Source organism: Anaeromicropila herbilytica (genome assembly GCF_016591975.1).
Lineage (GTDB): Bacteria > Bacillota > Clostridia > Lachnospirales > Lachnospiraceae > Anaeromicropila > Anaeromicropila herbilytica.
Window position 1 is genome coordinate 3,521,885 of sequence record NZ_AP024169.1, and the last position, 13,456, is coordinate 3,535,340.

Consider the following 13,456-nt stretch of genomic DNA (forward strand, 5'->3'; position numbering starts at 1 on the left):
CGGCTTTAATGAAACAAATAATCTAAATAAAAAAATCATACAATCATTGTGGAGGTGTACAATTGGCTAACATTAAATCTGCAAAAAAACGTATTTTAGTCAACGAAACAAAGGCTTTAAGAAATAAAGCAGTTAAATCAAAAATCAAAACTTTAATAAAGAAAGTTGAATCAGCTGTGGCTGCAAGCGATAAAGAACTTGCTTTATCTAGTTTAAAAACAGCAAGCGTTGAAATCAACAAAGCTGCAAGCAAAGGTGTTTATCACAAGAAAACAGCTTCTAGAAAGATTTCTCGTTTAACATTAGCTGTTAACAAAATTGCTTAATTTAATTAAGAATAGATAGGTTGTCCGAATGGACAACCTTTTTTATTTACTTTTTCATAATATTTCTTCTTAATGGATAGAACTTTGTTTCATTCTATCTATTAATCTTTAACATTTCTTACTATTTTCTCCATTATGCATATGGAAATATTTTACTATCTTTGGTATCCTATATAAAACAAGCAATTATGTATTAGATAATATAAAAATGTAGAAAGGAATGCAATATTAGAGTTCTTATAAGCTCTCTAATTGGTGGTAACACTTCTGTGTAAATGTGTTGCCAAATGGGTATGAAATGAAAAAAAAATATTCTAAATATTCGTTATTCAATTATATCATTCTATTTGAACTTATTGTAATTCTAGGTTTATTGACTTCGTCTATAAGTCTAGCAGCTTCTTATAAATTAAATAAAACGAAACTGACAATGCATATTAGTCAATCCATTACATTAAAAGTAAATGATTCTAAACATTATATATCTTGGACAAGTAGCAATAAGAAAGTTGCAATTGTTTCTACAGATGGAAAAGTAACAGCTCTCGCTTCCGGCAAAGCAATCATTACGGCCTCAATAGTTAATCAAAAGTTAAAATGTAATATTCATGTTAAAAAACCAAACGGTAAGAATAACAATCCTTATATTGGATATGATCAAAAAACAATGTTATTCCAAGACTATATTTTCTCAAAGTCACAAGAAATAAGCATGCAATTGGAACAAACTATTGTAGGCGATAGTGCATACGAGATTCTGCGTAATGAAAATATGTTTAACAAGAAACCCACTAAGAACACGCACTGGATTCTATACCAATTTCATTTAAAATATAGAAAAGGCTCTGGTACTAAGACCTTATCTGCGTCTGATGTTCTTCAAAATTATAAGTGCTTTTATGAATCTGACGGTAAGACTCCAGTAAAAGTAAAAGAATTTGCTTTTTTTAATAAATTAAGAGCAGGCAAAGATCTATACGATGTTGTGTTAAAAGAAGGCGAAGAGTCGGATGTGTGGGTTGGAATACTAATAGATAACTCCATCTCCTATCCGCTTTACCGAATTCCTGTGAAAGGCGAGAAATATCTATGGTTTTCAACAAATCCTATTGTAACCCAAAATGATTAATATACTTTATACAAAAGGCTACCCTTAAAATAAAGAACCTCTCCCTGTTATATAGAAGGAAGTGCTTCATTATTTTAAAGATAGCCTTTTCAAAATATTTTAATTTGCGCTTAATTGCGCTTTTCCAACAAAACTGTGAATCCAATCTGCTTTTTTATAATAAATAAGAAATGCGATTGAACTTAAGCACCACGTAAGTGGATATGCCCAGAATACTACCCGTATGTCTGGTATGACATTTACCATTATGGTTATATAAGAAATTCGGATCACACACCAACAGACAAGCATAACAATCATCGGGATCGTCGATTTACCTGCACCCCTTAAGATACCCGCTAAACAGTGAGATAAGGCAAGTAGGAAATAGAATAAGGCTTCTATTCTAGCTTGCATAACACCGAACTCTATCACATTCGGTTGACTGTTAAAGAATCTAATTAATATAGGCGCTAGAATCCATAACAGAATACCGACACTTTCCGCTAACATGACACCAGTAACAATTCCAAAACGAGCACCTTTCTTGGCACGATCATACTGTTTTGCTCCAAGGTTCTGTCCAATAAAAGTAGTTAACGCAACGCTAAAACTTGTAATTGGTAAAAAAGCAAATCCTTCAAGTTTGGAATAACTACCACATCCAGCCATAGCTACAGAACCAAAATTATTGATATTTGCTTGTACTATAACATTTGCAAATGCGATTACCGAATTCTGAACACCTGTTGGTATTCCCATTTTTAGCAACCTGATTAGCATTTTACGATTAATTCGAATCTTCTTTATATAAACTCTATGTACACCATCAACTTTTAGGAGCTTATAAAATCCTAGAAAAGCACTTACAAACTGAGCAATTACGGTTGCTATAGCTGAACCACCAATTCCCAATCCAAGAACAGCTACAAATAGAATCTCAAGAATCACATTTACTACAGATGATATAATTAGATAGTAAAGTGGGTGCCTGCTGTCACCAACAGCTTGAAAGATACCCATACAAGTATTGTACATAACAATTCCAATTCCACCTGCAAAATATAATCGAAAATATAAAACAGAATTGTGAAATACATCGTCTGGTGTTCCCATCATTTTAAGCATCCAAGGAGTAAATCCCATTCCGGCAATGGTAACTAAAATTCCCGCTATAAATCCAAATGCTATTGTGGTATGTACCGCAACCGATAATTCCTCCATATCTTTTGCCCCATAATACCTTGCAATCACTACACCTGCACCTACGAAAATACCATTAATAAATCCAACAATTAGGAAAATCAAACTTCCTGAAGAACTTACCGCCGCTAGTGCATCCTTACCTAGAACATTTCCAACAACTAATGAATCGACTATATTATAGAGTTGTTGAAATAAATTACCAAGAAATATTGGCATCGCAAATAATACAATTTTTTTTGAAATCTTTCCTTCTGTCAAAGTTTTATCCTTCCTATCTTTTATTCCCTAAATAAATATGATAGATGAAATATCTAAGATAATCAAGTCTATTTGCATATGTTTTTTATTACCAAATATAATAGAATTAAGTAATTCCTGCTCTTTTATCCTAAAAATCATGGTAGTACCTTTATCCCAAAAAGCATGTTCAGGATTGACAACATCACTATTTTCTGTTAATATTCAATCACCGAAAGGGAGTAGCTAACATTGAAAGATGTTTACGATAGCATCAATTCGATTACATATGAATTCATCAATTCATTCAGGTAATCTGCTTCGTAACTAAGTAGCAAGACTTTTGTTGTAACGTCAAGTGGACGGCACAATAATAGTCTTTTTTTATGTATACATATATACATTTTGTTAGTTAGTATAGCAGAAATTATTAAGCTATCATACATTGAATACTGATGCAAGATGAAAGGGAGATTAAAATGAAATCGCTTATGAAGCAAAATAATATTCCCAAATTAACTTTAGGTGGGATATTAGTAACATTAGGTGTCGTTTATGGTGATATAGGAACTTCACCACTTTACGTAATGAAATCGGTCCTCCAGGGAAATGGTGGATTAGAGCATGTATCGGAAAATTTTATTCTAGGAACACTTTCCTTGGTGTTCTGGACGATTACAATCCTAACAACAATTAAATATGTTCTTATTACATTAAAAGCTGATAATAAGGGAGAGGGTGGAATATTCTCTCTCTATACATTAGTTCGTAGTCGTGCAAAATGGTTGATTATTCCCGCAATGATTGGGGGTGCCGCCTTACTAGCTGATGGTATGTTAACACCTGCTGTAACCGTAACCTCCGCCGTTGAGGGCCTTAAGTTAATCCCTCAATTTCAAGATATTTTTGGAAATAATCAAAATAACATTATTATGATTGTTATCATTATTATCATATTGCTCTTCTTTATTCAGCATATCGGTACTGACTTTATCGGAAGAATGTTTGGTCCAATTATGTTTGTATGGTTTAGTAGTTTAGCTATATTTGGTGTTATAAACATAGCACATGATCCAACCCTATTACGAGCACTATCACCACATTATGCAATCAGTATCCTTTTTAGTAGCGATAATAAAATGGGCTTCTTTATTCTAGGAAGTATATTCTTATCCTCAACTGGTGCCGAAGCTCTTTACTCAGATCTTGGGCATGTAGGAAGAAAAAATATATATACCACTTGGCCCTACGTTAAAGTATGTTTACTATTAAACTATTTTGGTCAAGGTGCATGGATTTTATCAGTGAAGAATAATTCATCCTTTTATAATCATGAAGATCTGAATCCATTTTATCAAATGATTCCTGATGCATTTTTAATATACGGTATTATTATATCAACACTTGCCGCTATTATTGCCTCTCAAGCTTTGATATCAGGATCCTTCACACTAGTATCCGAGGCGATTAAGTTAAATCTATTTCCAAAATTACATACTATGTACCCATCTAGTACCAAAGGACAACTTTATATTCCTTCCATTAATAAAATATTATGTATCGTATGCATTGGTGTCGTTCTTTTCTTTAAAAACTCAGCACACATGGAAGCAGCATACGGTCTTGCAATTACAGTAACAATGTTAATGACAACCATTCTTCTATTTAATTATTTATTAAAGAAAGGCACTCCTCTCGTACTTGCATGTTTTATGTTCTTATTCTTTGCGATGTTTGAGACATCTTTCTTCCTTTCAAATGTTGTGAAATTTACACATGGTGGATTTGTAGCTGTTATTATCGCACTTGTAATCATATTAGTCATGTATATATGGAATAGAGCACATTCTATCAAGATTCGTTTAACTGAAAATGTTCCAATTGAAGATTATAAAGATCAGTTAAATCGTTTGCGCCAAGATGATTCACAGCCATTATATGCAAATAATCTGGTATTCCTAACGAGCTGCGGTAAACCACATGAAATTGATCGAAAAATCATGTACTTCCTCTTAGATAAACGACCTAAGAAAGCTGACGTGTACTGGTTCGTACACATGTCAGTAACAGACGAACCTCATCAAGCAGAATATTCTGTTGATACCTTTGGTACTTCTTATATCGTAAAAGTTAATCTTAAACTAGGCTTTCGAGTAGAGCAGAAATTAAATGTATTCTTAAGACAGATTGCATCTGAATTAGTGAAGAATGGAGAAATTGAGCTTCAATCAAGCACTTATACAACTATGCCTGGACGAAAATTAGGTAATTTCCGTTTCGTTCTGATACAAGAAGTACTTTCTAACGAATCCGAAATATCATCATGGGATTCTTATATATTAAGAGCAAAGTTTTTCATTCAAAAATTTACAGTTTCTCCAACTAGTTGGTTTGGCCTTGATACGAGTGATGTTTATATCGAAAAAGTTCCATTATTCATTGGACATCCGAAGCGTATTACATTAACAAGAATTGATAAATAGCATTTACTAAATAGAATGATTCGAGATGTTGTACACTTTAACCCACTCCTGCAATAATAGCAGTGGGTGGCTCAAGTGTACAACATCTCCTTTTTATCCCTATCAATATTCAACAAGCTTTAGTCTTGTACCCATTCGACTTAATAATTCATTTGTTATAGTCTCCACATACCTGGCAATATTCATTACACTGATTATTTATTTCTATACTATTTATTCAATCTAAGTTACTTAAATATTCTTCTAGACAGATTCCTCGTTCATGAATCACCTTTGCTACTTTTTTACCAACATATCTAAAATGCCAAGGTTCATAACAAGTACCTGTTATATTCGTTTTATCTTTGGGATACCTTAAGATAAAACCATATTTATAGCTATTTTCTCTTAGCCAAGAATAGACTTCATCATTCGTGCATCTATTCTTTTCTGCATTAATATCAAGTGCAAGTCCTATTTGATGTTCGCTTGTTCCTGGTGATGCCACCCAAGTATTGGCTAATTCTACTGCATCTTTCCTTTTATATCCCTGTTCTAAATATTTATTTACTTTGTCATCAAAAAGACTTTGCTGTTTCTCATTCGAACGAAATGCTGATCCGATCAGAGGGTAGATACCTTCACTTCTTGCATCGTCAAACATTTCTTGTAATTCGGGATAGATTCTTTCATCAATCTGGTAATCATTTTTCAAAGTCTTTAAATGAATTGAAAAATCATCTGGTATTGCATTCCACCTATTCACAAGAATTAGGTTCCATGCTTTGTCCTTTGAATTCTCCTGAATATGATTATGATTATCTTCCTGACTGCTTGTCCTATTACTTAGCTCCTGAATGATATTTGTATTTTGCACTTTTTCAAATGTATCATTTATCGTGGTCCCTCCATACAGATATAGAGCAATTATCGTCAGAAAGGTGAATATCAATAGATACCTAGTAATCTTTCTTTTTCTTTTCTTCTTATGTGTTCTCACCACTGGTTTTGTTCTCATTCTAGCCACTTCGTTCATTAAATAACCTTCCTTCTTACAAAACAAAAGCATCCTTGTTTTTCGTATATAACTATACCAAAAACAAGAATGCTCTTTATTTGCACTTTCCTATATATATTCTACTTTTTTCTAATGAAATTCTTACGATTTTCCTACAAAAGTGGAATTCTTACCTCAAAGGTTATGATTTCATTTTCACTGTGAGCTAATATCTCACCCCTGTGGAGTTCGACAATCTCTTTTGCTATTGCAAGTCCAAGTCCAGCGCCACCACTTTTTGATGTACGGGAAGTATCTAGACGATAAAACTGTTCAAATATACGTTGTAATTTTTCTTCTGGAATCGTATTACCATGATTATTAAATACTATAACTACTGTATTCTCCTTTTGTCTGATTGTAATATCTATTGTACTATTTTCAAAGCTGTAATTCACTGCATTCCGAAGTAAATTATCAAAAACACGTTGCATCTTATATACATCAAACATCATTGTTATATTGGAATCTGAATGTAACGTACATTGTAAGTTCTTCTCAAGAAACATTGGCTTAAATTCATATATGATCTGCTCTAACATTCTAGTTAGATTCACACGACTTAATTCAAGTGTCAGCGTAGATAAGTTAAAACGAGTAATTTCAAAAAATTCATTAATCAAATCTTCCAGGCGTTCTGCTTTATCTAAAGAAATGGTAAGATACTTTTCTTGAAGTTCTTCTGATATCTGTCTTTCATCTCGCAATAGACTAAGATAACCAATTACCGATGTAAGTGGAGTCTTTAGATCATGCGCAAGATATACAACTAAGTCATTCTTACGTTGCTCTGCTTCTTTCGTTGCTCTTTCATTCTCCCTGACATTCAACTTAATCTGATTCATCTTATTTTCAACTTCTATTAATTCAGTAGGTAGCTTTATTAATTCTCTATCATTATGATAAATATTTTCGGTAGCTTCCAGAACGTTATCTAAATATCCCAACGACTTCCTCCATGCACTTAGAAGAACAATAATAACCCCTATAAAGCAGAATACAATTGCAATAAACGGTGCGTTGTATTCAAAATATTTTAGTATATTATACAAACTTTCATCATCATACCAAGTATATTGTGCACAAATTAATTTGCCAACTACTAACGTGATGCTAAAGAAGGTGATAATAGCAGCGATTTGTATGAGTGCACGGACGATCAAACGCCTTGTCAGCTCTTTTTTAAGATTTGTACTACTTCTTTGATCTTCTTTGCTATAACTCAACACGATACCCCACTCCCCATACCGTTTTTATGAATTTTGGTTTCTTAGCTGGCTCGTTCAACTTTTCTCGTAAACGTCCTATATGTGCCATAACTGTATTGTTATTATCCAGATATTTTTCACCCCATACTGCTTCAAAAAGCTCCTCTGATGACACCACCTTACCTCTTTGATCACACAAATACCAAAGAATTGAGAACTCGATTGGAGTAAGCGACAGCTCTTTGCCGTACAAAGTACATTGATGAGTATCCTTATTAATCAGCAATCCTTTGATGTCATATTCCTTTGTTTCTTCTTTACTATTCATTTCATCTAAGTCTATTTCTTCTTGATGATTGTATCTTACATACCTTCGTAATTGAGTTTTCACACGAGCAACCACCTCAAGTGGATTAAATGGCTTGGTTATATAATCATCAGCACCAATCGTCAATCCCATTATCTTATCCATATCCTCAACTTTCGCTGTCAACATAATGACTGGATAGAAATGTTTCTTTCTAATCTGTTTACATATATCAAATCCATTAATATCAGGAAGCATTACATCTAGAATCGCCATATCTAGTTTGGTAGTGGCGATACATTCTAGGGCATCCATTCCATTGTAATATTTATATACTTCATATCCATCATTTTTAAGATAGACTTCAATTAAATCAGCAATTTCTTTTTCATCATCTACGATTAAAATGTTCCCATTCATTTGTTTTCTCCTATGATAAATTTTTCATATTTATCATTTTAGCATAATTGAATGAGGAATAAAATGTTATTTTTGGTGTTGGTTTATAACTACACCAACTTCCATTTCCTTTTTCTATATCGTATAATGCTTGCAAAAGCCGTAAGCATCCATGTCAGTGCCGTTGTTCCCCATACTGCCCATATACCTACAATTGGTATATGAATAAGGATACTAGAGAAGCCAACTCTACCAATAACCTCTGCCAATCCATTGATCATTGCGTAGTTCGTATCTCCGACACCATTAAGCAGACCTCTTGTTATATGTATTAACCCAAGAAAGATATAAAAACAACAAGAAACTCTTAGAGCGTTCGTTCCTATTCTAATTACCTCTGCATCATTTACAAATAGCCCTACAATGTTATGTCCAAATATCATAAAGATTGCAAACATAAAAAACGCAATCCCAGCCACAAGTAGTACACATTTATGATAACCTCTTATGATTCTATCTTCTTTTCTTGCACCTGCATTCTGTCCTGCAAAGTTCGATATTGCTGAATTAAGCGATTGAAATGGTTGTTGAACAAGTTGTTCTATACGCATGGTGGCAGTATAGGCTGCTACTACATTTTCGCCAAATCCATTTACAACACGCTGTAATGCAACCATCGATACAGCAATCATTGCACTTTGTGCAGCGATAGGCATACCAATCTTTATACTTTGGATAAACATCGTTCTATCGAATAGAAAATGTTCTTTTGTAAACCGAAAATAAGAGTTATTCTTTAATGCATATAATATGCTAATACCTGCTGACACTCCTTGAGAAAGTACAGTAGAAAGAGCTGCCCCACATATCCCCATATGTAGAACGAGGATAAAAAATAAATCAAGTATTACATTTAAAATACAAGAGAATATCAGAAATATTAACGGCGTCCTTGAATCCCCTAGTGCTCGAAGTTCAGATGCAATCCAGTTGTACGCAGCAACTGCAACGGTTCCAGCACATGATATTCTCATATATTTTGTTGAATCTTCAATGATAGCATCTGGTGTATTCAATAGCTGTAACACATCTCTTGCAACTAGGATAGATATGATACTTATTATAATTCCAAATAAAATCGTAACATAAGCTGAATTGATAATTGATTTCTTTAATTCTTCTATTCTACCTGCTCCAAAATGATGTGATGCTATAATACCCGCACCTGTAGCAAGTCCTAGACAGAGAGAGTAGAACAGAAATGTAATCGAGCTCGTTGCACCAACTGCAGCAAGTGCATCTTTATCGATAAATTTTCCTACAATAATCGAGTTCGTAAAATTATAAACTTGTTGAAAAAGATTTCCCACAAAGAGCGGAAGTGCAAAATAAGCAATATGTCGAATCTCGCTACCAGTGGTCATATTCTTTACATAAGTAGCCATTTATTTGTCATCCTTAGCTTTATGTATTTTAGTAATCTCTACAGCATCTAAGGTAAATGTTCCACTTAATACTGTAATTTTCATTTGATGATACCCTTCTGCAATACTGTATCGATAATAACAAGCTTCTCGGTAATCAGACTTTGCAATACTCAATTTATGCTCCACCAATATGCCATCAAGTTCAACATCTATCTCGCAATTACGTTCGTTCTCATTCTCTCCAATGATTGCAAATCCAGTGCCGCTAAAATCTATAGCCACAGATTCTCCTATCTCTCCTTTTGAGACAGTTCGATAATAGTTTTTGAAACCCGACATGACGGAATGCGTCCATCCGCTAGAATAGGTAATGGCTTCATTGGTGTTGTTAATTCTATCTACAAAATATTCAACATCATCTATTGGCTCTGCTTTAAAATGGTCAAAACAATTACAGTGATAGGAACTATACAGTGCGCAACGTCCTGCTGTATGCATTGGTTCCAGATTCTTATGATCTACCGTGTGGCTCACTAAAAGTTTTCCATTACAGTATGCTGATATTTTATCTTCTACCGCCATGACACCAATATAATTCCATATAGAACCGTCAAATCTCTCCGTATATCCTTCTGTAATCATTACTTTATTACGATTAAGTTTCCATCTACCATTGGCATAGAGTATCATACTATATCCGCTTGCACCTGCATCACCGAGATTATACCTTATTCCAACTCCCACGTAATTATTATCTTGATTTCCGTTTGCATCAAATTTCACATCAACGGAAGCTTTATAATTAAACCATAGATCATCACCAAAATTAGTGACTGGATCAGGTGTATAGCCCCATTCTTTTGGTTTCATATCCGTGGTTATCTTTTGCATCAATACATTATTTCCGTTATAATGAACTACTTCGAATGCTCCGCCTTCATCTGTTGTATATCTTGGGGCATTTCCTCTAGAGAGAAGATAGTCCTTATCGTATTCCTTATATTCATAATCATCGTAATATGGTATTGAAAGGAGGTTACTACTATTATTATCTATCTCATTTCTACTATTATTATCTATCTCATTTTTACTATTACTAATATGATTTTCTTCATTCAGAGTAGTTATCGTTACCATAGAATATGGCTTTACAGATACCGTATAAGTATCTATATTGCCGTTACTTACTGGATTAATTGCATCAATCTTCTTAAAATAATTATCGTCAAATTTCTGATTCTTCTCTGGTCCTCTAGTCTCCCATATATATACTGTTGAAGAAGATTTTTTCAACTCACTTATTTCAATACTATATTCTCTCGTATTATTCGTTGTATTCGTAACAACGATACTGTAATCTTCTGTCTTAGGATCACATAAGGTTATATAACTATAAGTTGCTTCAACTACAGCGTGACCATCTCCGCCTGGCTTTCCATCTCCTGCGCAGGCTCCTTCAATAAAGCACCATCCTTCTTTTATGAATTGTGAAAAATGTAAAGCCATATAATATCCACTATTCAATTCATAGTATCCACTCCATGGCTTATTTGCTGTAATCAGTTGTTTGGAACAAAAAGTTACCCCATCATAATACGCTGCTACAGCAGGTTGAAATTCATACAATGTCATATTACCACCCGGATACATGGTAATAATACGATTTGCAATGTCGAGTACCCCATTTATACCAGTAAGTCCAGACCCTGTACCGTCATATCGATAGGTTTCTTCTGAATAACTCATTGGAGGGCATCCCTCACTAAACCATACCTTTTTCCCATAATCATGGAATAATTGCTTCACTTTGTTCGTAGACCAATCCGTGTAATGGCTTCCAATCACATCAACCGCATCTAACAGTACTTGATCAGTAAGCATTTTCTCTCCAATATTCCAATGACCTTCCTCATCTGCTGCAACAATTTTTATCTTGGAGTAATCATATGCAGAGTCCTTCTCATTTTTCAATCGCTTGGAAATATACTTAATCCATTCTGCATCAATATCACGTTCATTCTGATTCGCGCTGATGTAGTCGAATATTAATCCGTATTCCTTAAAAGCTGCATCCAGTGTGCTCTTATACCACTGATAACGAAGATCATACACATCATCTGCATTACTAATCCAGGCAGGTTCGCTCCACCTTAGCATGTCTAGTGTTATATCTGGATTAATCTGCTTCGCATCGAAAGCTAATTGATAGCTGGCTCCACGAGTTACATCAGGCTCTTCATCTGCCCTTCTCATAATACATGGTTCTGTTCCAGAAGAAGAATTAATATCAGAACCCATTTCAAGCTTAAAATGAGTAGCTCCTAACCCTTCCTTACCAAAAATACAATTCAAGATATTCCAATAAGCTTCTGGATGCTCAGCTTTATAATCAAGTAAAAGTCTAGAGGAATTGTTAGCACTAATCATTCCAAATCCCCTATAAATACTATTGGGCATTTTATTAGCTTTCGCTCCGTCAACTATGACATTTATTCTATCTTTCTCCATATTACAATCTCCTTTGTATCCATTCCATAATCTATGTATATTTTAGATTTTTCCTTAATATATTCACCTAATTATTGTCTTATTTTATGCTAAGAGTCAATCTGAAATCTTTCGCACTACTAAAATATGAACATGGAATGGATAGGCAAGGAGATTTGACTATTTACAAATATCCATTTCTTCTGTATTGTGTTGGTGACATTCCCTCGAAACGTCGAAATACCATACCAAAATACCCAGCATCGGAGTATCCTGTTTTTTGTGCAATCTCTGTGATACTGAGTTCTGTGCTATCTAGAAGTAATTTTGCTGTTGCAATTCTTTTTCTCGCAACGTACTCCATAGGGCGCATCCCCATATTACTTTTAAACACTCTGCAAAAATGTTGAAGTGAAACACCCCCGATTCCCGCAAGTTCCTCCAAACCAATATCTCTTGAAATATTGTCATCGATATAACATATCGCATCTTGCGTAATATTTCCTAGTCTCTTACTCTCATCCGTTCTATCAAAAAACTGGCGATATACCAAAAGAATATACTCATATATAAGATTCGAACATCGATAGCCCCCATTAATAGAATCGCCTGCTGCAATATAAATACTGTTAAAACACCTCATAAGGCTATCAATATCTACATTTTTAATTTCCATTCCGCAGACAAAACCTAGTCTCCCCATGAATTCCTTCAACCCTTCTCCTCTAAAAACGATCCAATAAGTCTCCCAATCATCGTTTATAGGATAATATTCATGAGCTTGTCCAGGTGGAAGAAAAAAGCAACTTCCTTTTTTCTGTGGATATTTTTGGCCATCAACTTCGAATATACCTTCTCCACTTTTCGTAAACAATATCTGATAGGATACCAATCCATTCTCTCGCTTTACACGATATTCTGGGGAACTAACGCCGATTCCAGTTAGATAAAATGGTAGTATTCGTTCTTTACCGATTACTGGGTAGATTACTTTGAGCATTTAATTGACCTCCTAAAAATATAATTATTTATGAAGTTGCTATTTTTCTCTAAAATCAAAAATGGCCAAATCCCCACAAACACGAGGTTTCAGCCATAAAAAACGGAGACGGTGGGATTCGAACCCACGTGCCCCCGTAAAGGGACAACCTGATTTCGAGTCAGGCTCGTTACGGCCTCTTCGATACGTCTCCATATATGTTAACAGGAAGAATGAATCTCCCTGTAACTCA

Annotated in this window: 10 protein-coding genes and 1 tRNA gene; 3 read left to right on the forward strand and 8 right to left on the reverse strand. The window is 34.3% G+C overall.

The window, feature by feature from the left end:
- Positions 1-62: 62 nt before the first annotated feature.
- Both rpsT and bsdtb5_RS15240 read left to right on the forward strand, forming a co-directional pair.
- The gene (gene rpsT / locus bsdtb5_RS15235) at positions 63-326 is read left to right on the forward strand and encodes a 30S ribosomal protein S20 (protein ID WP_271712831.1); all 264 of its coding nucleotides are present in this window, start codon (positions 63-65) and stop codon (positions 324-326) included.
- Positions 327-624: 298 nt separating this feature from the next.
- The gene (locus tag bsdtb5_RS15240; protein WP_271712832.1) at positions 625-1,455 is read left to right on the forward strand and encodes an Ig-like domain-containing protein; all 831 of its coding nucleotides are present in this window, start codon (positions 625-627) and stop codon (positions 1,453-1,455) included.
- 99 nt (positions 1,456-1,554) lie between these two features.
- On the opposite strand, the gene bsdtb5_RS15245 is transcribed toward bsdtb5_RS15240, so the two are convergent.
- On the reverse strand, positions 1,555-2,856 hold the full coding sequence (locus tag bsdtb5_RS15245) for an MATE family efflux transporter (RefSeq protein WP_271716123.1): 1,302 nt from the start codon (positions 2,854-2,856) through the stop codon (positions 1,555-1,557).
- 500 nt (positions 2,857-3,356) lie between these two features.
- Here bsdtb5_RS15245 and bsdtb5_RS15250 point away from each other — a divergent pair, with 500 nt between their 5' ends.
- A complete protein-coding gene (locus bsdtb5_RS15250) occupies positions 3,357-5,360 on the forward strand; it encodes a KUP/HAK/KT family potassium transporter (protein WP_271712833.1) in 2,004 nt (667 codons plus the stop codon).
- A 217-nt stretch (positions 5,361-5,577) separates the two neighbouring features.
- Here bsdtb5_RS15250 and bsdtb5_RS15255 read toward each other — a convergent pair whose 3' ends face one another.
- The 7 genes from bsdtb5_RS15255 to bsdtb5_RS15285 form a co-directional block, all read right to left on the reverse strand.
- Positions 5,578-6,375: a M15 family metallopeptidase gene (locus bsdtb5_RS15255; protein ID WP_271712834.1), complete on the reverse strand. Its 798-nt coding sequence runs from the start codon at positions 6,373-6,375 to the stop codon at positions 5,578-5,580.
- 134 nt (positions 6,376-6,509) lie between these two features.
- Positions 6,510-7,622 carry a vancomycin resistance histidine kinase VanS gene (gene vanS / locus bsdtb5_RS15260; protein ID WP_408628629.1) on the reverse strand — a complete coding sequence of 371 codons (1,113 nt, stop codon included), beginning with the start codon at positions 7,620-7,622 and terminating at the stop codon, positions 6,510-6,512.
- Complete coding sequence (vanR, locus tag bsdtb5_RS15265; RefSeq protein ID WP_271712836.1) at positions 7,612-8,331, reverse strand: VanR-ABDEGLN family response regulator transcription factor; 720 nt, start codon at positions 8,329-8,331, stop codon at positions 7,612-7,614. Before vanR ends, vanS begins: the two co-directional genes overlap by 11 nt.
- Positions 8,332-8,420: 89 nt before the next feature.
- Positions 8,421-9,755 carry an MATE family efflux transporter gene (locus tag bsdtb5_RS15270; protein WP_271712837.1) on the reverse strand — a complete coding sequence of 445 codons (1,335 nt, stop codon included), beginning with the start codon at positions 9,753-9,755 and terminating at the stop codon, positions 8,421-8,423.
- Complete coding sequence (locus bsdtb5_RS15275; RefSeq protein ID WP_271712838.1) at positions 9,756-12,245, reverse strand: glycoside hydrolase family 30 protein; 2,490 nt, start codon at positions 12,243-12,245, stop codon at positions 9,756-9,758.
- Positions 12,246-12,408: 163 nt separating this feature from the next.
- The gene (locus bsdtb5_RS15280) at positions 12,409-13,224 is read right to left on the reverse strand and encodes an AraC family transcriptional regulator (protein ID WP_271712839.1); all 816 of its coding nucleotides are present in this window, start codon (positions 13,222-13,224) and stop codon (positions 12,409-12,411) included.
- 103 nt (positions 13,225-13,327) lie between these two features.
- Positions 13,328-13,417 (reverse strand) — tRNA-Ser (locus bsdtb5_RS15285).
- Between the last annotated feature and the right edge of the window lie 39 nt (positions 13,418-13,456).

Bases quoted from the DNA above. Each gene is read 5' to 3' on its own strand.
- bsdtb5_RS15240 (WP_271712832.1), top strand. From the start codon at position 625: ATGAAAAAAAAATATTCTAAATATTCGTTATTCAATTATATCATTCTA.
- bsdtb5_RS15245 (WP_271716123.1), bottom strand. From the start codon at position 2,856: ATGCCAATATTTCTTGGTAATTTATTTCAACAACTCTATAATATAGTC.
- bsdtb5_RS15250 (WP_271712833.1), top strand. From the start codon at position 3,357: ATGAAATCGCTTATGAAGCAAAATAATATTCCCAAATTAACTTTAGGT.
- bsdtb5_RS15255 (WP_271712834.1), bottom strand. From the start codon at position 6,375: ATGAACGAAGTGGCTAGAATGAGAACAAAACCAGTGGTGAGAACACAT.
- vanR (WP_271712836.1), bottom strand. From the start codon at position 8,331: ATGAATGGGAACATTTTAATCGTAGATGATGAAAAAGAAATTGCTGAT.
- bsdtb5_RS15270 (WP_271712837.1), bottom strand. From the start codon at position 9,755: ATGGCTACTTATGTAAAGAATATGACCACTGGTAGCGAGATTCGACAT.
- bsdtb5_RS15275 (WP_271712838.1), bottom strand. From the start codon at position 12,245: ATGGAGAAAGATAGAATAAATGTCATAGTTGACGGAGCGAAAGCTAAT.
- bsdtb5_RS15280 (WP_271712839.1), bottom strand. From the start codon at position 13,224: ATGCTCAAAGTAATCTACCCAGTAATCGGTAAAGAACGAATACTACCA.